19 protein-coding genes are annotated in these 18,186 nt (G+C 72.6%); 13 read left to right on the forward strand and 6 right to left on the reverse strand.

What is annotated here, in order from left to right; all coding sequences use genetic code 11:
• The first annotated feature begins 66 nt into the window (after positions 1-66).
• The 8 genes from ACRAKH_RS30810 to ACRAKH_RS30845 all read left to right on the forward strand — a co-directional run bounded on the left by ACRAKH_RS30810 (position 67) and on the right by ACRAKH_RS30845 (position 6,757).
• Positions 67-1,842, forward strand: coding sequence for an acetyl/propionyl/methylcrotonyl-CoA carboxylase subunit alpha (locus ACRAKH_RS30810; RefSeq protein WP_380726338.1), 1,776 nt, complete (start codon positions 67-69; stop codon positions 1,840-1,842).
• 10 nt (positions 1,843-1,852) lie between these two features.
• Positions 1,853-2,242 carry a DUF1707 SHOCT-like domain-containing protein gene (locus tag ACRAKH_RS30815; protein WP_380726340.1) on the forward strand — a complete coding sequence of 130 codons (390 nt, stop codon included), beginning with the start codon at positions 1,853-1,855 and terminating at the stop codon, positions 2,240-2,242.
• On the forward strand, positions 2,239-3,111 hold the full coding sequence (locus ACRAKH_RS30820) for an HAD family hydrolase (protein ID WP_380726342.1): 873 nt from the start codon (positions 2,239-2,241) through the stop codon (positions 3,109-3,111). The genes ACRAKH_RS30815 and ACRAKH_RS30820 overlap by 4 nt, the downstream gene beginning before the upstream one ends.
• Positions 3,112-3,122: 11 nt before the next feature.
• Complete coding sequence (locus ACRAKH_RS30825) at positions 3,123-3,563, forward strand: GNAT family N-acetyltransferase (protein ID WP_447009454.1); 441 nt, start codon at positions 3,123-3,125, stop codon at positions 3,561-3,563.
• Positions 3,564-3,569: 6 nt separating this feature from the next.
• Positions 3,570-4,157 carry a DUF3558 domain-containing protein gene (locus tag ACRAKH_RS30830; RefSeq protein WP_380726346.1) on the forward strand — a complete coding sequence of 196 codons (588 nt, stop codon included), beginning with the start codon at positions 3,570-3,572 and terminating at the stop codon, positions 4,155-4,157.
• Between the two features lie 191 nt (positions 4,158-4,348).
• On the forward strand, positions 4,349-4,633 hold the full coding sequence (locus ACRAKH_RS30835; RefSeq protein WP_380726348.1) for a transcriptional regulator: 285 nt from the start codon (positions 4,349-4,351) through the stop codon (positions 4,631-4,633).
• Positions 4,634-4,661: 28 nt separating this feature from the next.
• Positions 4,662-5,960 carry a PPE domain-containing protein gene (locus ACRAKH_RS30840; RefSeq protein WP_447009455.1) on the forward strand — a complete coding sequence of 433 codons (1,299 nt, stop codon included), beginning with the start codon at positions 4,662-4,664 and terminating at the stop codon, positions 5,958-5,960.
• Positions 5,960-6,757: an ESX secretion-associated protein EspG gene (locus ACRAKH_RS30845; RefSeq protein WP_380723578.1), complete on the forward strand. Its 798-nt coding sequence runs from the start codon at positions 5,960-5,962 to the stop codon at positions 6,755-6,757. Before ACRAKH_RS30840 ends, ACRAKH_RS30845 begins: the two co-directional genes overlap by 1 nt.
• A gap of 168 nt (positions 6,758-6,925) precedes the next feature.
• On the opposite strand, the gene ACRAKH_RS30850 is transcribed toward ACRAKH_RS30845, so the two are convergent.
• On the reverse strand, positions 6,926-7,375 hold the full coding sequence (locus ACRAKH_RS30850; protein WP_033429064.1) for a gamma-glutamylcyclotransferase family protein: 450 nt from the start codon (positions 7,373-7,375) through the stop codon (positions 6,926-6,928).
• A 126-nt stretch (positions 7,376-7,501) separates the two neighbouring features.
• Here ACRAKH_RS30850 and ACRAKH_RS30855 point away from each other — a divergent pair, with 126 nt between their 5' ends.
• From ACRAKH_RS30855 to ACRAKH_RS30865, 3 genes are read left to right on the forward strand one after another with little or no spacing between them, the layout of a single operon-like run.
• Positions 7,502-8,905, forward strand: coding sequence for an NAD(P)H-quinone dehydrogenase (locus ACRAKH_RS30855; protein ID WP_380723579.1), 1,404 nt, complete (start codon positions 7,502-7,504; stop codon positions 8,903-8,905).
• Between the two features lie 53 nt (positions 8,906-8,958).
• A complete protein-coding gene (locus ACRAKH_RS30860; RefSeq protein ID WP_380723580.1) occupies positions 8,959-9,567 on the forward strand; it encodes a class F sortase in 609 nt (202 codons plus the stop codon).
• A gap of 12 nt (positions 9,568-9,579) precedes the next feature.
• Positions 9,580-10,308, forward strand: coding sequence for a hypothetical protein (locus ACRAKH_RS30865; RefSeq protein ID WP_380723581.1), 729 nt, complete (start codon positions 9,580-9,582; stop codon positions 10,306-10,308).
• Positions 10,309-10,355: 47 nt separating this feature from the next.
• On the opposite strand, the gene glpK is transcribed toward ACRAKH_RS30865, so the two are convergent.
• Together glpK and ACRAKH_RS30875 are read right to left on the reverse strand one after the other, a co-directional pair.
• Positions 10,356-11,861, reverse strand: a complete 1,506-nt coding sequence (gene glpK / locus ACRAKH_RS30870; RefSeq protein WP_380723582.1) for a glycerol kinase GlpK — start codon at positions 11,859-11,861, stop codon at positions 10,356-10,358.
• A 14-nt stretch (positions 11,862-11,875) separates the two neighbouring features.
• Positions 11,876-12,616: an MIP/aquaporin family protein gene (locus tag ACRAKH_RS30875; RefSeq protein ID WP_380723583.1), complete on the reverse strand. Its 741-nt coding sequence runs from the start codon at positions 12,614-12,616 to the stop codon at positions 11,876-11,878.
• Between the two features lie 181 nt (positions 12,617-12,797).
• On the opposite strand from ACRAKH_RS30875, the gene ACRAKH_RS30880 reads away from it, so the two are divergent.
• Both ACRAKH_RS30880 and ACRAKH_RS30885 read left to right on the forward strand, forming a co-directional pair.
• Positions 12,798-14,525 carry a glycerol-3-phosphate dehydrogenase/oxidase gene (locus tag ACRAKH_RS30880; RefSeq protein ID WP_380723584.1) on the forward strand — a complete coding sequence of 576 codons (1,728 nt, stop codon included), beginning with the start codon at positions 12,798-12,800 and terminating at the stop codon, positions 14,523-14,525.
• Positions 14,526-14,550: 25 nt separating this feature from the next.
• Positions 14,551-15,138: a DinB family protein gene (locus tag ACRAKH_RS30885; RefSeq protein ID WP_380723585.1), complete on the forward strand. Its 588-nt coding sequence runs from the start codon at positions 14,551-14,553 to the stop codon at positions 15,136-15,138.
• Positions 15,139-15,206: 68 nt separating this feature from the next.
• Here ACRAKH_RS30885 and ACRAKH_RS30890 read toward each other — a convergent pair whose 3' ends face one another.
• The 3 genes from ACRAKH_RS30890 to ACRAKH_RS30900 all read right to left on the reverse strand — a co-directional run bounded on the left by ACRAKH_RS30890 (position 15,207) and on the right by ACRAKH_RS30900 (position 18,114).
• The gene (locus tag ACRAKH_RS30890) at positions 15,207-16,469 is read right to left on the reverse strand and encodes an amidohydrolase (RefSeq protein WP_380723586.1); all 1,263 of its coding nucleotides are present in this window, start codon (positions 16,467-16,469) and stop codon (positions 15,207-15,209) included.
• A complete protein-coding gene (locus tag ACRAKH_RS30895) occupies positions 16,466-17,632 on the reverse strand; it encodes a M20 family metallopeptidase (protein WP_380723587.1) in 1,167 nt (388 codons plus the stop codon). Before ACRAKH_RS30895 ends, ACRAKH_RS30890 begins: the two co-directional genes overlap by 4 nt.
• Positions 17,633-17,808: 176 nt before the next feature.
• The gene (locus ACRAKH_RS30900) at positions 17,809-18,114 is read right to left on the reverse strand and encodes a hypothetical protein (RefSeq protein WP_380723588.1); all 306 of its coding nucleotides are present in this window, start codon (positions 18,112-18,114) and stop codon (positions 17,809-17,811) included.
• Between the last annotated feature and the right edge of the window lie 72 nt (positions 18,115-18,186).

Here is an 18,186-nt window from a genome sequence, read left to right on the forward strand (position 1 = left end):
TGAGGGGTCACTAAACTCCCCGACCATTGCCGCTCCAGTTCCAGCGTTGCCAGGAGGTAGGACGTCGTGTCGCTGCGCAAGGTCCTCGTCGCCAACCGCGGTGAGATCGCCGTCCGGGTCATCCGCGCCTGCCGGGACGCCGGTCTGGCCAGCGTCGCCGTGTACGCGGACCCGGATCGGGACGCCCCGTTCGTCCGGTTGGCGGACGAGGCGTTCGCCCTGGGCGGCAGCACGCCCGGGGACAGCTACCTGTCGGTGGACAAGCTGCTGGACGTCGCCAAGCGCGCCGGCGCCGACTCGGTGCACCCCGGCTACGGCTTCCTGTCCGAGAACGCCGACTTCGCGCAGGCCGTGCTGGACGCGGGCCTGACGTGGATCGGGCCGACCCCGCAGGCCATCCGCGACCTGGGTGACAAGGTGACCGCGCGGCACATCGCGATGCGCGCGGGCGCGCCGCTGGTGCCCGGCACCAAGGACCCGGTGAACGGCCCGGACGAGGTCATCGCGTTCGCGCGGGAGCACGGCCTCCCGGTCGCGATCAAGGCGGCGTTCGGCGGCGGCGGCCGCGGCCTGAAGGTCGCCCGCACGCTGGAGGAGATCCCGGAGCTGTTCGACAGCGCGGTGCGCGAGGCCGTCACGGCGTTCGGCCGCGGCGAGTGCTTCGTGGAGCGGTACCTGGACAAGCCGCGGCACGTCGAGGCGCAGGTCCTGGCCGACCAGCACGGCAACGTGATCGTCGTCGGCACGCGCGACTGCTCGTTGCAGCGCCGCCACCAGAAGCTGGTCGAGGAGGCGCCCGCGCCGTTCCTGACCGACGAGCAGCGCGCCGAGATCCACCGGTCCGCGCGCGCCATCTGCAAGGAGGCCGGCTACCACGGCGCGGGCACGGTCGAGTACCTGGTCGCGGTGGACGGCACGATCTCGTTCCTGGAGGTCAACACCCGGCTGCAGGTGGAGCACCCGGTCAGCGAGGAGACCGCGGGCGTCGACCTGGTGCGGGAGCAGTTCCGCATCGCCGCCGGCGAGGTGCTGCGGTTCACCGAGGACCCGACCCCGCGCGGCCACTCGATCGAGTTCCGCATCAACGGCGAGGACGCGGGCCGCAACTTCCTGCCCGCGCCGGGCACGGTGACCACGTTCACCGCGCCGTCCGGCCCCGGTGTCCGGGTGGACGCGGGCGTGGAGGACGGCACCGTCATCGGCGGGCAGTTCGACTCGCTGCTGGCCAAGCTGATCGTCACCGGCGAGGACCGCACCCAGGCCCTCGAACGGGCGCGTCGCGCGCTGGACGAGATGGTCGTCGAGGGCATGGCGACGGTGCTGCCGTTCCACCGCGCGATCGTGCGCGACCCGGCGTTCGTCGGCGACGAGGACGGCTTCACCGTGCACACCCGGTGGATCGAGACCGAGTTCGACAACACGATCGCGCCGTTCACCGACGGCGCGGAGGCCGAGGAGGACGAGCCGCGGCAGACCCTCGTGGTCGAGGTCGGCGGCCGGCGGCTCGAGGTCTCGCTGCCCGGCGACCTCGCGTTCGGCGGCGGTGGCGGCGGCGGCGCGGCCAAGACGGCGGTGAAGGCCAAGCCCCGCAAGCGCGGCGGCGGCAAGGGCGGCGCGGCGGCGTCCGGCGACTCGGTGACGGCGCCGATGCAGGGCACGATCGTCAAGGTCGCCGTCGAGGACGGTCAGCAGGTCGAGGCGGGCGAGCTGATCGTCGTGCTGGAGGCCATGAAGATGGAGAACCCGGTCACCGCGCACAAGTCGGGCGTGGTCACGGGCCTGGCCGCCGAGCCGGGCGCCACCGTCACCCAGGGCACCGTCCTGTGCGAGATCAAGGAATAGGCTCACCCGCGTGAGCGAGCGGGACATCCGGGTCGGCGACGCGGAGCGCGAGCAGGCGCTCGAACTGCTCGGCACGCACCTCGGCGAGGGGCGGCTGAGCGTGGACGAGTTCGGCGAGCGCTCCGCCCGCGTCGCCACCGCGAAGACCCGCGGGGAGCTGTACGCGCTGTTCGGCGACCTGCCCGCGCCGCGACCGACGTTCCCGCAGGTCGTGCCGCACGTGCCGCCGCCCGATCCGGCCGTCCGGCGCACGTTCCAGCTCGACCCCCGCGTCAGCAGCGCCGTCCTGACCGGGGTGGCGGTGGCGGCCGTGGCGCTGTACTTCGTGGCGCGCACGCCGTTGGTGTTCCTGCTGATCCCGCTGGTGTGGCTGCTCATCGGCCGCATGGGCAGGCGGTGAGCGCGCCGTCGCTGCTGCTGCTCGACCTGGACGGCGTGCTGCGGCGGTTCCCACCGGACGGCCCGGTCGAGGACCGGTTCGGCCTGCCCCGCGGCACGTTGGCGCGGGTGTCGTTCGCGCTGTCCGGTCCCGCGATCGTCGGACGGGTCGGCGACGAGCAGTGGCGGGAGGAGGTGCGCGAGCACCTGGTCGCCGTGGGCGTCGCCCCGGACGCGGCGGCGGGCGCGGTGGCCGCGTGGACCCGGACCGGCGAGGTCGTGCCGGAGGCGCTGGAGCTCGTGCGGCGGGTGCGGGCGCGGTGCCGGGTGGCGCTGCTGTCCAACGCGACCGACCGGCTGCCGCGCGACCTGGCCGCGCTGGGGCTGGACCGCGAGGTGGACGCCGTCGTGACGTCCGCCCGGCTCGGCGTGGCGAAGCCGTCGCCCGAGGCGTTCCGCCGGGCGCTGCGGGTGCTCCAGCACTCGCCGTCGGGCACGTTGTTCTGCGACGACAACGCGGAGAACGTGGCGGCGGCGCGGACCATCGGCCTCGACGCCGTGCACACGCCGGACTTCGCCGCGCTGCACGGCGCCCTGGCGTCACGGGGCCTGCTGGACGACGGCGCGCGCGATCGGCCGGAGGACGGGGCGGGCTCGTTGCTGCTGGTCCTGCACGACCGCGACGACGCCGAGGAGGCCGCCCGCGAGCTGGCGGCGGCGGGCTGGTCGCCGTGCGCGGTGCACAAGGACCTGCTGGCGGGCGAGGACGACGTCGAGGACGCCGACTGGGTGGTGGAGCTGACCACCGGTCCCGACGACCAGCCCGCTCAGGCCCACCGCGGCCTGCTCGAGGAACTGGCCGCGCGCCACGACGGGTTCGTCACCGACTAGTCTCGCGCGCCATGGAGGCCGTCGAGATCAACGCGGGTGAGTTCTACCTGCGTCAGCTCCGCGCCGACGACCGCATCGACGACCGGGTGGCGCTGGTGGCGGGCGGCCGGTGCGCGGACCTCGCGGCGGCCGGCGACCACGTCGCGGCCCGCGCGGCCCAGTGGCGGGACGACGAGTGCTGTTCCTGGGCCGTGTGCGACCAGCTCACCGGGACGGCCGTCGGCGAGGTCGCCCTGTCCGCGGCGGGTGAGCTGACCTGCTGGACCACGCCCGACCTGCGCGGCAGGGGGATCGCGACGCACGCGGCGCAGGCCGTGCTGCGGTTCGGGTTCGGCTTCCTCGACCTCCCGCGCGTCACCGCCAGACCACCGGACGGCGCGGCGCGCCGGGTGGCCGAGAAGTGCGGCTTCACAGCCGGGGGTCCACAGGGCGTGTGGACCCGGCTACGGTAGGTGCTCATGAGGGCTGCTCGCATGATCATCGCCGCGCTGGCCGCGCTGGCGCTGGCCGCGTGCACGCCCTTTCCGGAGAAGAAGGCCGACGGCCGGGTGGACGAACCGCTGCCCGCGACGACGACCCCGGTGCTGTCGCTGCCGCCCCGGCCGGAGGAGATCCCGCTGGACGACGTGGACCCGTGCGCGGTGCTCTCGGCGGAGCAGCGGGTCGCGCTGAGCCTGGACAACGCGCCGAGCGCCTACGTGGAGACGAGCTTCGGCAACGCGAAGGCGTGCACCATGCGCAGCAACATCAGCGGGAACGTGGTCCGGCTGGCCCTCGTCACAGTGGAGGGCGTCGGCGTGTGGCTCAGCGAGAACGCGCAGGTCGAGGCCACCGAGACCACGATCTCCGGTTTCCCCGCGCTGACCGTGCGGACGCCGGGGATGGACAACGTGTGCAACGTCGAGGTGGACGTGGCGGAAGGGCAGTTCCTGGACGTGTTGTTCCGCGACGGCGGCAACGAGACGGCGGCAAAGCAGGACACCCTGTGCCAGGGGGCGCAACGGGTGGCAGAGGCGGCGGTAGCCGGTTTGCGGCAACGACGCTGATCTGTGCGGGGGATGTGCGTTCCACCTACTCCCCGCTGTCGGACCCTGTGGCTAGAGTGACCATGCGCGACGAGACGAGGAAGGCGGGGAGGTCGTCCATGCCGTCGGAAGACCGCGGTCACGGAGCCGACACGGGTTCACCACCGCCCTTGTCGCACACGCTGAACGTCGAACCGAGTGCCATCCCCAGCTTGCGCAGCGCGTTCTCGGGCGCGCTGACCAAGCTGGACAAGCAGATCGAGCTCGCCATCACCGAGGTGCGGGTCCGCCCGTGGGCCGGCGACCCGGTGAGCCAGGACGCGGCGGAGAAGTTCAACGAGCGCTCGCTCGAATCGGGCGACTCCGCGCTGACCGCGCTGGAGAACTACCAGCGGCAGCTCAAGTCGGCCATGGACGCGCTCACCCTGGTCGAGCAGCAGTACCAGTCCATCGAAGACGACAACACCGGGTTGATGGGACAGCAGGGCGGCCGCTGAGCACCCGGCGCAGGCAAGGGGAACGTTCATGCCCGATGGACACCGCTGGAGCGGCTACAGCCACGAAGAGCTGTACGAGAAGATCAACTCCGGCCCCGGTCCGGGGGCGTCGCACGCCTCGATGGAACGGTGGCAGGGCGTCTCGGCCGCGCTGACCGAGATCAACGCCGAGCTGCACACCGGCGTGCTGCGCTCCGGCGCCACGTGGGAGGGCGACGCGGCGGAGAAGGCGCGGAGGGGCATCAACCCGCTGGCCGCGTGGGCGGACGACGCCCGCGCCGGCGCGGAGGTGATGCGGACCTCGGTGGAGTTACAGGCGGACTACATCTCCAAGGCCCGCGCGGACATGCCGCCGCCGGTGAAGGTCACCGCGGAGCAGCCCAACGCGCTCGTCAGCGCCCTCACGAACCTGGTGGGCGGGCAGACGGACTACGAGATCCAGGAGAAGGCCCAGAACGCGGCCGAGCAGCGGGCGCGCGAGGTCATGACGACGTACGCGTCCAGCACGGTGTCGAACACCAGCACGCTGGCGCAGTTCCACCAGCCGCCGCAGCTCGTGATCAGCGCGTCCGAGGTGACGCGCAACGAGTCGGCCGCCGTGTCGGGGTCGGGCTGGTCGCACAACGGCCCGCGTGGCGGCCACGGCGGCGGTCGCGGTTGGCGCGGCAGCCGAGGCGGCCGCACCGGCGCCGCGGCGCCCCCGCGCCCGGTGGTCGCCTCCCAGCCGTCCTCCGGCGGCGCGTCGACCGGCACGTCGTCCTCGGGCGCCCCGGCCACGTCCACCAGGGCGTCGACGGCCGCGGCGGCGCCCGTGGGCCAGGGTTCGACGCCGTACAGCCCCGGTGGCGTGATCGGCGGCACGGCGTCCGGCTCCGGCTCCGGCTCGGGCGGCGGCACGGCCGGCCGCCAGGACAAGGACCGGCGCAAGTCCGACACGACGACGACCGAGCAGCACAACACCGCCAACCAGCAGGTGCTCCCCGGCGTGCCCGCGCCCGTGGGCACGACGTCGGCCAGCTCGGCGGAGTTCGGCGCGTTCGCGGCGGCCAACGCGCAGCACGCGGCGGTGACCGGCCCCGGCGGGTCGACCGGCACGCTGGCCGGCGCGGGCCAGGTCGGCGGCAACGACACCGTGCACAAGCGCAGCACGCCCGCCCCGGCCCAGCCCGTGTTCGACCCGTTCGGTGGATTGGGTGGTCCTCGCGGCGCGGACGACGAAGAAGATGCCACGCACGACGCCGCCGACTACCTTCGGCAGACGGACGACATCTACGGCGTCGGCGGGACCATCTCGCCTGCGGTGATCGGGGAGAGCACCACCCACTGATGACGACGTTCGGTTTGGACCTCGGCGGCAACGACCTCCGCGAGCCGGTCACCATCTCGGCGCTGGAGTTCGACGTGCTGTGGGAGCACCTGCGGCTGGAGACCATGCCGCTGGTGCTGAAGGTGCCGTCACCCGGCAGGACGCACGCGGAGCGGGCGGAGCTGGAGCGGCAGGCGTGGGCCGACCTCGACCGGCGCGGCCTCGGCCGGCCGGTGTCGCTCGACCCGATGCTGGAAGACCTGCTGCACCTGCTGAACCGGCCGCAGCGGGAGGTGGACGGCCGCCTCTGGCTCGGGCGCAGCGTGCGCGTGCTGGCGGCGGCCAAGGGCCAGTCCGGCGTGCTCGCCGTGCTGGACGACGGGCAGCTCACCCTGCGCGCCGCGAGCAGCGAGGGCCTGCCGCGCGAGGCCCTGTCGGTGCTGCCGCCGCTCCCCGCGGGCCCCGGCCACTCCGTCACGCTGCCCAGCGCCGACCTGGACGCCGCCGCGGCCCGGGCGGAGACGCCGGACGACCTGGAGAACGCGCTGCGGGGCCAGGGCGTCCGCCCGGAGGACGCCCGCACGTTGGCGGACATGTTCCGCGACGCGGGCAACCGCGGCCAGTTCGGGGCCGCGCACCGCGACAAGTGGGGCAAGCGGGTCCGGGCGGAGCACGTGGTCTCGTTCTTCGACAATCCGCACGGCCGGTACATCCAGCTCCGCCGCGCCGCGCCCGGCCTGCCGCCGTGGAGCACCGTCTCGCCGGTCGACTCGCGCCGCCTGATCCAGCACCTCGAAGAGCTGGCCCAGGACGCCTGACGCGCCACGGGCGGCCGCCGGTCAGCCCGCGCGTCGGGGCGACCCCACGCGTGACGGCGTCGGCGACCCATGCCCGTCCGGCGGGACCACCCGGCCACCCGGCGGCCTGCCGGTGGGCCGGGCACGTCCCACCGGAGGGTTCGGTGATCCGGGCCGACTACTGCGGGATCAGGGTCCTATCCCCTGGCACGGACGGGTTCGGAGGTCGGCGACGTAGTCGTCGGGGGCGCCCGCGGCTTCGGCGGCATCGGCGACCACGCCGATGTACCGGGCCGACGGCAGGCCGCCTTCGTAGGCGTCCAGCACGTACAGCCAGGCCGTCACCGATCCTTCGAGGGTCTGGACGCGCAGGCGGATCTTCTTGTAAAGACCCAGGGCACCCTCCCACCTGTCCAGGCGGGACTCGTCACGGGGGCTCACGTCGTAGAGCACGCAGAACACCTGCGAGTCGGGGTCCTCGACGATGGTGGCGAGCGCGCCCTCCCAGCCCAGGTCCTCGCCACCGAACGTCAGACGCCATCCGGCGAGCCACCCGGTCCCCGCCATCGGGGAGTAGGGGGCTCGCTCCATCATCTGGTTCGGGTCCATGTTGGACCCGTACGCGGCATAGAGCGGCACGACGACAGCCTAGCGACCTCTCGATCACCCTGACGTACCAGAAGACCGGACAACGCACTCCGACACCCGACCGCGTACGGTTGTCCCCGGCTGCCCCAGCGCCGACAACCACGAGGAGGACGTGTCGTGACCCGCATCGTCATCATGGGCGGTGGCCCCGCAGGTTACGAGGCGGCACTGGTCGCGGCCCAGCACGGGGCCGACGTGACCATCGTGGAACGCGAGGGCCTCGGCGGCGCCTGCGTCCTCTACGACTGCGTGCCGTCCAAGACGTTCATCGCCTCCGCGGGTGGCCGCAGCGCCTTCCGCAACGCCGGTGAGCTGGGCATTCGCACGAACAACGCCGAAGCGGCGGTCGAACTGCCGGTCGTCCACGGACGGGTGAAGGGCCTTGCGCTCGCCCAGTCCGCCGACGTCCGGGCCCGCCTCCAGCGCGAGGGCGTGCGGATCGTGAACGGCGTCGCGAAGTTCTGCGACAACGCCCGCGGGCTCGCCCAGCACGAGGTCGTGGCGATCGGCGAGGACGGCACGAAGGAAGTCCTGCCGGCCGATGTGGTGCTCATCGCAACCGGCGCGACCCCGCGCGTGTTGCCCGGCGCCGAGCCGGACGGCAAGCGGGTGCTCACGTGGCGCCAGATCTACGACCTCCCCGAGCTGCCCGAGCACCTGGCCGTCATCGGGTCGGGTGTCACCGGCGTGGAGTTCGCCTCGGCGTACACCGAACTCGGCGTGAAGGTGACCATGGTCTCCAGCCGCGACCGGGTGCTCCCCCACGAGGACGCCGACGCGGCCGTGGTGCTGGAGGACGTGTTCGCCGAGCGCGGCACGGCGGTGGTCAAGCACGCCCGCGCGGACCGGGTCGAGAACGTCGGCGACGGCGTCCTGATTCACCTGGAAGACGGTCGCACGATCGAGGCAAGCCACGCCCTGATGACGGTCGGCAGCGTCCCGAACACCGCGGACCTCGGCCTCGACAAGATCGGCATCGAGCTGGGCCGCGGCGGGTACATCCCGGTCGACCGGGTGTCGCGGACGAACATCTCCGGTGTCTACGCGGCGGGCGACTGCACCGGCTTGCTGCTGCTCGCGTCGGTGGCCGCCATGCAGGGCCGCATCGCCATGTGGCACGCGCTGGGCCAGGGCGTCAGCCCGATCCGGCTGAAGACCGTCGCCGCGAACGTGTTCACCAACCCGGAGATCGCCAGCGTCGGCATCAGCCAGCAGGCGATCGACTCGGGCGAGGTGCCCGCGCGCACGATCATGCTGCCGCTGGCGACGAACCCCCGGGCCAAGATGGAGGGCCTGCGGCGCGGTTTCGTGAAGCTGTTCTGCCGGCCGGCGACGGGCGTGGTCATCGGCGGTGTCGTGGTCGCGCCGAACGCCAGCGAGCTGATCCTGCCCATCGCCCTGGCGGTGCAGAACCAGCTCACGGTGGAGGACCTGGCCACCACGTTCTCGGTGTACCCGTCGCTGACGGGTTCGATCACCGAGGCGGGCCGCCAGCTCATGCGCCACGACGACCTCGACTAGTCCGAATGGGCTAACCGGGACAACCGGCCGGGGTCGGCGCACGTCTCCCCTTCATGGTGATCCGCGCCACACTCCTGGTTCCGGTCGCCGTGCTGCTCGTGGCGTGCGCCACGCCCGGCACGGCGCCGTCCGAGAACGCCGCGGGCCCCGGCACGGCTACCTCGACCACCGCGCCGGCCGAACCCACCTCCCCGGCGGCCACCGTCGGGGTGGCCCGGTCGGCGCCGACCGAGGTGCGGGTGCCGCGGATCGACGCGCGCTCGTCGCTGGTCCCGTTGGGGCTCAACCCCGACCGGACGGTGGAGGTGCCGCCGATCGAGCAGCCGATGCAGGCCGGGTGGTACTCGCACGCGCCGACACCGGGCGAGGTCGGTCCGGCGGTGATCCTCGGGCACGTCGACGGGAACAACCAGCCGGGGATCTTCCACCGGTTGCGGGAGGTCGTGGTCGGCGACGAGGTGCTCGTCTCCCGTGAGGACGGGGGCACGCTGCGGTTCGTCGTGCGGCGGGTGGACCAGGTGCCGAAGGACGAGTTCCCCACGGACGCGGTGTACGGGGACACCGCCGTCCCGGAACTCCGGCTGATCACCTGCGGGGGGAGCTTCGACAGCGCCGCGCGGAGCTACCGGGACAACGTGATCGTCTACGCGGCGCTCGCCTAGGGGGTACCAACGATGCGCAAGAGAATCCTGTTCGCCACAACCCTGGCCGCCTCGGTGCTGTTCGCACCGGTCGCGGCGTCGGCCCAGTCCGCGGCGGGCTGGAGCTACCCGAACCCGGCGGAGGCCGGCAGCAGCGGCACGGTGACCGTCATGTGCGGCGGAGCCCTGCCGCCGGTGGGCATCTGGTCGGATGCCTTCGCCTCGGTCGGCCCGTTGTCGCCCACCGGCGACAACGGCGGCAACGTCGTCTACTCCGGCCCGGTGAAGTTCATCGACGAACCGGGCACGTACCCGGCCAGGGTCAGGTGCGCCCGCCAGGACTACCAGGACGGCGGCTCCATCACGCTGAAGCCGGCCGGGTCGCTCGAGCCGGTCCTGACCTTGCGGCCCACGACCCTCCAGCCGGGGGGCACGATCACCGCCGGCGTCCCGAACGGCGCCTGCCGCTACCAGGACGGGTCACTCGGGCCGATCCGGTCCGACGGGTTCGTCGAGCCCATCCACACCGTGGTGGACCCGACCCTGGAGTCCCACGTCGGCAGTGGGCAGGTCGTGAACCGGCCGGGGACCTACCAGGCACGGGCGACGTGCGGCAAGGGTGAGGTGAGCGCGTCGTTCACGGTCGTGGCGGCGGCCGACCCCGCGCCCAAGCCCGACCCGCAGCCGAAGCCGAAGCCCCAGCCGCAGGTGCCGGTGAAGCCGGTCGGCGCACCGCAGACGGGCGGCGGCGGCACGGCCTGACCCGCCGGGCGCGTGGGAGGAGCGAACGCCCCTCCCACGCGTCGAGGTCACTCGACCCAGTCGAAGGTCCTGGTCACGGCCTTCTTCCACTGCGCGTACGTCTTCGCGCGGGCCTCGTCGTCCATCGCCGGGTCCCACTGCTTGTCCTGGGCCCAGTTCTGCCGGATGTCGTCCTCCGACTCCCAGAAACCGACCGCCAGGCCGGCCGCGTAGGCGGCGCCGAGCGCGGTCGTCTCGTTGACCACCGGCCGGATCACCGGCACGCCCAGGATGTCCGCCTGGAACTGCATCAGCAGCTCGTTGACGACCATGCCGCCGTCGACCTTCAACGACTTCAGCGGCACGCCCGAGTCGGCGTTCATCGCGTCGATCACCTCGCGGGTCTGGAACGCCGTGGCCTCCAGCACCGCGCGGGCCAGGTGGCCCTTGTTCACGAACCGGGTCAGGCCGACGATCGCGCCGCGCGCGTCCGACCGCCAGTACGGCGCGAACAGGCCGGAGAACGCGGGCACGAAGTACGCGCCGCCGTTGTCCTCCACCGTGCGGGCGTGCTGCTCGATCTCGGCCGCCGTGCTGATCATGCCGAGGTTGTCGCGCAGCCACTGCACCAGCGACCCGGTCACCGCGATGGAACCCTCCAGCGCGTACACCGGGTCGTTCGAGCCGATCTTGTAGCAGACCGTGGTGAGCAGGCCGTTCTCGCTCATCACCTTGTCCGTGCCGGTGTTGAGCAGCACGAAGTTGCCGGTGCCGTAGGTGTTCTTGGCCTCGCCCGGCGACAGGCACGCCTGGCCGAACGTGGCCGCCTGCTGGTCGCCGAGGATGCCCGCGATCGGCACGCCCGCGAGCGCGCCGCGCTCCCGCACCTTGCCGTACTCCTCGGACGACGAGCGGATCTCCGGCAGCATCGACAGGGGGATGCCCATGTCCGCCGCGATGCCCTCGTCCCAGCTCAGCGTGTCGAGGTCCATCAGCAGCGTGCGGGACGCGTTGGTGGGGTCGGTGACGTGCACGCCGCCGTCCACCCCGCCGGTCATGTTCCACAGCACCCAGGTGTCCATGTTGCCGAACAGCAGGTCGCCCGCCTCGGCCTTGGCGCGGGCGCCCTCGACGTTGTCGAGGATCCAGCGGATCTTCGGCCCGGAGAAGTAGGTCGCCAGCGGCAGGCCGGTCTTGTCGCGGTACCGCTCCTGGCCACCGCCGAGGGCGGCCAGTTCCTGGCAGATCTTGTCGGTGCGGGTGTCCTGCCAGACGATCGCGTTGTAGACGGGTTGCCCGGTGGTCCGGTCCCAGACGAGCGCGGTCTCGCGCTGGTTGGTGATGCCGACGGCGGCGACGTCCGCGGTGGTGAGGTCGGCCTTGGCCAACGCGCCCGCCGCCACTTGCCTCGTGTTGGTCCAGATCTCGTTGGCGTCGTGCTCGACCCACCCGGCCTGCGGGAAGATCTGCTCGTGCTCCTTCTGGTCGACCGAGACCACGCGGCCCGAGTGGTCGAAGATCATGCACCGGGTCGACGTCGTGCCCTGGTCGATCGCGGCCACGTACTTGGTCATGCGCTGGAGTCCTTTCAGACCGGGAGAACCAGGTACAGGAGTGCGGCGAGCGCGCCGCCGAGCAGCGGCCCGACGACCGGCACCCAGGCGTAGCCCCACTCGGCGCTGCCCTTGTCGCGGATCGGCAGGATCGCGTAGGCGATGCGCGGCGCGAGGTCGCGCGCCGGGTTGATGGCGTACCCCGTGGGACCACCGAGGGAGGCGCCGATGCCGATGACGACGAACGCGACGCCCGCGTAGCCGAGCGCGGAGTTGCCCAGCTGCGGGACGCCACCGTCCGACTCCTGCGCGACCGGGCTCAGCAGCACCCACGCGACCAGCACGAACGTGCCGATCACCTCGGTGACGACGTTCCAGCCGGCTCGCGGGATGGTCGGACCGGTGCAGAAGATGCCACGCGTGCCCGCCGGGTCGTCGTGCGCGTCGAACTGGGTCTTGTAGGCCAGCCAGGCGAGCACGGCGCCGAGGAACGCGCCGACCATCTGGCCGGCGAAGTAGACGGGGACCTGGCCCCAGGGTGTCTTCTCCGCGATGGCCAGGCCCAGGGTGACCGCGGGGTTGAGGTGCGCGCCGCTCGGCGCGGCGATGCTGGCGCCCGCGAAGACCGCGAAACCCCAGCCGATGTTGATCAGAAGCCATCCGCCGGCGTTGCCCAGCGTGTCCTTCAGGACCACGTTGGCGACCACGCCCGCACCCAGCAGGATCAGGATCCCGGTGCCCAGCATCTCCCACACGAAGATCGAGCCACTGCTCATCCGCCGACCTCCTCGCCATGACAGGAGGCAGCACGGTCCGGGTCCGGCGGCGCTGCCCACCCCACGATGTCCGATGACGCTAGTTCCGCTCTGATCAGTTGTCCACGGGTGGCGTACCAGCGGGTAACGTGGTCGAGTCAGCCTGGTCGGACCAGTCGAGTCGAGCATCAGGGAGGCGTCAGTGGTTACGCGCAAGCACCCCGCCACCGCAGGCCGGCTGGGACCTCTCGAACGCCAGGAGGCCTGGGAACGGCTGGGCGCGGAGACCTTCGACCTGGTGATCATCGGTGGTGGCGTGGTCGGCGTGGGCACCGCGCTCGACGCGGCGACCCGCGGTCTGCGGGTGGCGCTGGTCGAGGCGCGCGACCTGGCCTCCGGCACGTCCAGCCGCTCGTCCAAGCTGTTCCACGGCGGGCTGCGGTACTTGGAGCAACTGGAGTTCGGGCTCGTGCGCGAGGCGCTGCGGGAACGCGAACTGATGTTGACCCGGCTCGCGCCGCACCTGGTCAAGCCGGTGTCGTTCCTGTACCCGCTGACGCGTCGCGGGTGGGAGCGCCCGTACACGGCGGCCGGGCTGCTCATGTACGACACCATGGGCGGCGCGCGGTCCGTGCCGGGGCAGAAGCACCTGACCAGGGCGGGCGCGCTGCGGCTGGTGCCGGCGCTGAAGCCGTCCGCGCTGGTCGGCGGCATCCGGTACTACGACGCGCAGGCCGACGACGCCCGGCACACCATGATGGTCGGCCGGACGGCGGCGCACTACGGCGCGGTCGTGCGGACGTCCACGCAGGTCGTGGGCTTCCTGCGGGAGGCGGACCGGGTGTCCGGCGTGCGGGTGCGGGACGTGGAGGACGGGCGGGAGACGTCCGTGCGGGCGCACGCCGTGATCAACGCGACCGGCGTGTGGACCGATGAGCTGCAACGCCTGTCCGGCAGCCGCGGCCGGTTCCGCGTGCGGGCCTCGAAGGGCGTGCACATCGTCGTGCCGCGGGACCGGATCGTGTCCGAGTCCGGTCTGATCCTGCGCACGGAGAAGTCGGTGCTGTTCGTGATCCCGTGGCGAAATCACTGGATCGTGGGAACGACGGACACCGATTGGAACCTCGACCTGGCCCACCCGGCGGCCACCCGGTCGGACATCGACTACATCCTCACGCACGTCAACTCGGTCCTCGCGACGCCGTTGACGCACGACGACATCGAGGGCGTGTACGCCGGGCTGCGGCCGTTGCTGGCCGGTGAGAGCGAGTCGACGTCGAAGCTGTCGCGCGAGCACGCCGTGGCGCGGGTCGCGCCGGGGCTGGTCGCGATCGCCGGCGGGAAGTACACGACGTACCGGGTCATGGGCGCGGACGCCGTGGACGCGGCGGCGGTCGACCTGCCGGGCCGCATCCAGGCGTCGATCACGGACAAGGTGCCGCTGGTCGGCGCGGACGGGTACCACGCCCTGGTCAACCAGGCCGACCAGCTGGCGACCCGGTACGGCCTGCACCCCTACCGGGTGCGGCACCTGCTGGACCGGTACGGCTCGCTGGTGCACGAGGTGCTGGACTCGGCCGACCCCGAGCTGCTGAAGCCCGTGCCCGCCGCGCCGGACTACCTCCAGGTCGAGGTGGTGTACGCGGCGTCGCACGAGGGCGCGCTGCACCTGGAGGACGTGCTGACGCGCCGGACCAGGATCTCGATCGAGTACCCGCACCGGGGCGTGGAGTGCGCGCTGCCGGTGGCCCGGCTGATGGCGGGCGTGCAGGGGTGGGACGACGACCGGGTGGCGCAGGAGGTGGCCGTGTACACGGCGCGCGTCGACGCGGAGCGGGCGTCGCAGGCGGAGCCGGACGACCAGGCGGCGGACGCCGTGCGGTCGTCGGCGCCGGAGGCGCGGCCGGAGATCGTCGAGCCGGTGAGCTGAGGCGCGGCCTGGCAGGCTCGGTCCCATGACCGACGGCGACGCGAAGACGCACCTGCACGACAGCCTGCGCTGGATCCGCGAGGCGGTGCTCACGAAGCTCGACGGGCTCTCCGAGTACGACGCCCGTCGCCCGATGACGCTCACCGGCACCAACCTGCTCGGGCTGGTCAAGCACCTGGCGACGTGGGAGGCCCGGTACTTCGGCGAGGTCTTCGGCCGCCCGTTCCCCGAACCCCTCCCCCGCTGGGACGACGAGGACGCCCGCCGCGCCGACATGTGGGCGACCGAGCACGAGACGCGCGCCGACGTCGTGGACCGGTACCGGCGCGTGTGGGCGCACTCCGACGCCACGATCACCGCGCTCGACCTCGACGCGCCCGGGCACGTGCCGTGGTGGCCGGACTCCGAGGTGACCCTGTTCACCATGCTGGTCCACGTGCTCACCGAGACCTGCCGGCACGCCGGGCACGCCGACATCCTGCGGGAACAGGTCGACGGCTTGGTGGGGCTGGACGGCGACGGTTTGGCGCTGCGGCAGGACGCGGCCCACTGGGCGGAACGCCGCGCGACCATCGAGCGTGCCGCGCGGGCGGCCGACCCGACCGCGGGCTGACCGCCTCACGGCAGGCCGGCGGCCCGGTGCCCGAGCGGCACTGAGCCGGTCGGGCGCCGGGGGACCAGTCAGGCCAGGGCGGCCAGGGCCGCGTGCACCATGACCCGGATGCCGACCAGCAGGGCGCGCTCGTCCAGGTCGAAGCCGGGCTGGTGGAGGTCGCGCTGCTTGCCGACGCCGTCCCACACGCCGAGGCGCGCGAACGAGCCCGGCACGTGCTCCAGGTACCAGCCGAAGTCCTCGCCGCCGGACGACTGCTCGGTGCCCGCCAGCGCGTCCTCGCCCAGCGCCGCCTCGACGCCCGCGCGGAGCAGCATGGTGCTCTCGCGGTCGTTGACGACCGGCGGCACGCCGCGGCGGTGGTGCAGGTCGAAGCCGACGCCGGTCGGCGCGAGGAGCGCGCCCACCAGCTCCTTGATCAGCGGTTCCAGCTCGGCCCAGATGTCGCGGTCGCCGGTGCGCAGCGTGCCGCGCAGCACGCCGTCCTGCGGCACCGCGTTCGGCGCCTCTCCGGCGTGCACGGCGCCCCACACGAGCACGGTGCCCGAGCGCGGGTCGACGCGGCGCGACAGCAGGCCCGGCAGGCCGGTGATGACGGTGCCCAGCGCGTGCACCAGGTCCGCGGTGAGGTGCGGCCGGGACGTGTGGCCGCCGGGCGAGGTCAGGCGCAGCTCCAGCATGTCGCTGGCGGACGTGATCGCGCCGATCCGGGTGCCGATGCGGCCGACTTCCAGCCTCGGGTCGCAGTGCAGGCCGAAGATCCGCTCCACGCCGTCGAGGCCGCCCGCCGCCAGCACGTCGAGCGCGCCGCCGGGCATGACCTCCTCGGCCGGCTGGAACACCAGCCGCACCCGTCCGGGCAGCTCGGTGGCGGACGCCAGGGCCAGCGCCGCGCCCAGCAGCACGGTGGTGTGCGCGTCGTGGCCGCACGCGTGCGCCACGCCGTCCACAGTGGACGAGTACGGGACGCCGGTGTTCTCGGGCAGCGGCAGGGCGTCGATGTCGGCGCGCAGCGCGACGCACCGGGGACCGGAGCCGACGTCGCAGACGATGCCGGTGCCACCGGGCAGCACGCGTGGTTTGAGGCCGGCCGAGCGCAGCACGTCGGCGATCAGCCCGGTGGTCGCGTACTCCTGCCGCGACAGCTCCGGGTGCGCGTGGATGTGCCGGCGCCAGGCGACGACCTCGGAGGCGTTCGCCGCCAGCCAGTCGTCCAGCCACGAGGGGCCGCGCCCCTCACCGGGATCATCCACAGGGGCAATGCTGACCCCGTGATCGGTCAACAGCACCTCGGCACCCTCCTCCGGCAGACGCGAGTCCAGGACCGTCATGCCACACCTGCCAGCAGTCGAGCGCGCTGCGCACCGTCGGTGGCGGCGGTAATCGTGGTCCAGGCCAGGGCGAGCGCCCCGTCCAGCACAGCTCGGTCGGCGGACGCCGACGCACAGGCGGTCGCGAACTCGATTTGGTGGTTCACCGCGTCTCCGCAGTCGATGGCGATGGTCGGGTGGATGGCCGGCAGCGCACGGGTGATGTTGCCCATGTCGGTGCTGCCGATCTTCTCCTTGAGCTCCTGCTCGGGGCTCATCGGATGCCTCCCCAGCTCGACGGCGGCACGCCGGTAGGCGTCCGCGAGCCAGGGGTCGGGGGTCAGCTCGGCGTACACGGGCGAGACCTTCACGACCTCGTGGGTGCAGCCGGTGGCCAGCGCGCCCGCCTCGAAGCAGCGGTTGATCCGCTCCTCCAGCCGGCGCAGGGAGTCCAGGTCGTCGGCGCGCAGGTCGAACATGGCCGACGTGCTGGCGGGCACGACGTTCGGCACGGAACCGCCGCGGGTGACGATGCCGCTCACCATCTGGCCGGGTTCGAGGTGCTGCCGGAGGAGGCCGATGGCCACCTGGGCGACGGTGATCGCGTCACCGGCGTTCACGCCCAGGTGGGGCGCGGCGGCGGCGTGCGACGGCTTGCCGGTGTAGTGGACCTCGACGTCGGTGATGGCCAGGGAGCGCGCGGCGACGGCCTCGTACGGAGCCGGGTGCACCATCATCGAGAACGCCACGTCGTCGAATACCCCGCGTTCGAGCATCAGCACCTTGCCGCCGCCCACCTCTTCGGCGGGCGTGCCGATCACCCGGACGGTGAGGCCCAGCTCGTCGGCGACGTCACGCAGGGCGAGGGCGGCTCCGGTGGACGCGGCGGCGATGACGTTGTGCCCGCACGCGTGGCCGACCTCGGGCAGCGCGTCGTACTCCGCGCACAGGCCGAGCACCAGCTCACCGGAGCCGAACGACGCGGTGAACGCCGTCTCCAGGTCCGCGACGCCGCGCTCGACCTCGAAGCCCTCGGCGGCGAGCAGGTCGGCGACCTTGGCGGCGCTGCGGTGCTCGGCGAACGCCTGCTCGGGCTCGGCGTGGATGCTGCGGGAGAGGCCTACCAGCGCATTCGAGTACCGCTCGACGGCCGAGCGCGTGCTCATCTTGAAGTCGGTACCCATTTGCTTCCATCCTGCATCACGGTCTGCTGAGCGCGACGCACCTCGGGTTGATCAACCGGCAACCGGTTGCGAGGCTGCGCCAAGCGGTGCTCGAGTTTCGGTCAGACCGATCAAGTCTGCGCAGGCCATGCTAAAAGGCGACTACACGTCACCTGGAGCCTCCCACCTGGTGGGAGTCAGCCGGACTTGCGCCCGGCGCGCCACTTCGACCAGCGCTTCTTGTTCCGCCAGTACACCAGGGCGAACAGGAGCACCGCGATGCCGCCGAGCCACATCTTCTTGCGGGTCTCCCCCGTGGCGGCGGGGGCGGGCTCCTGCGGCGCGTCGATGGCCGGGCCGGGCTCGATCGTGCCGCCGGGCGCGACGGAGTCGGTCTGCCCGACCACGAGCTGCGACGATGTCGTCGCGGCGGTCCCTGTGCCCGGCACGGCGAGAGCACCGGCCAGCACCAGGAGGAACACCGCGAGCACAGATCGCCACATGGTCGCCAAGCCTAGTCACCGCCTGTCGTGGATACCACTGTCAGTGGTCAGCCAAACCGGTGGCAACGCACG

It is taken from the genome of Saccharothrix hoggarensis (assembly GCF_052936025.1).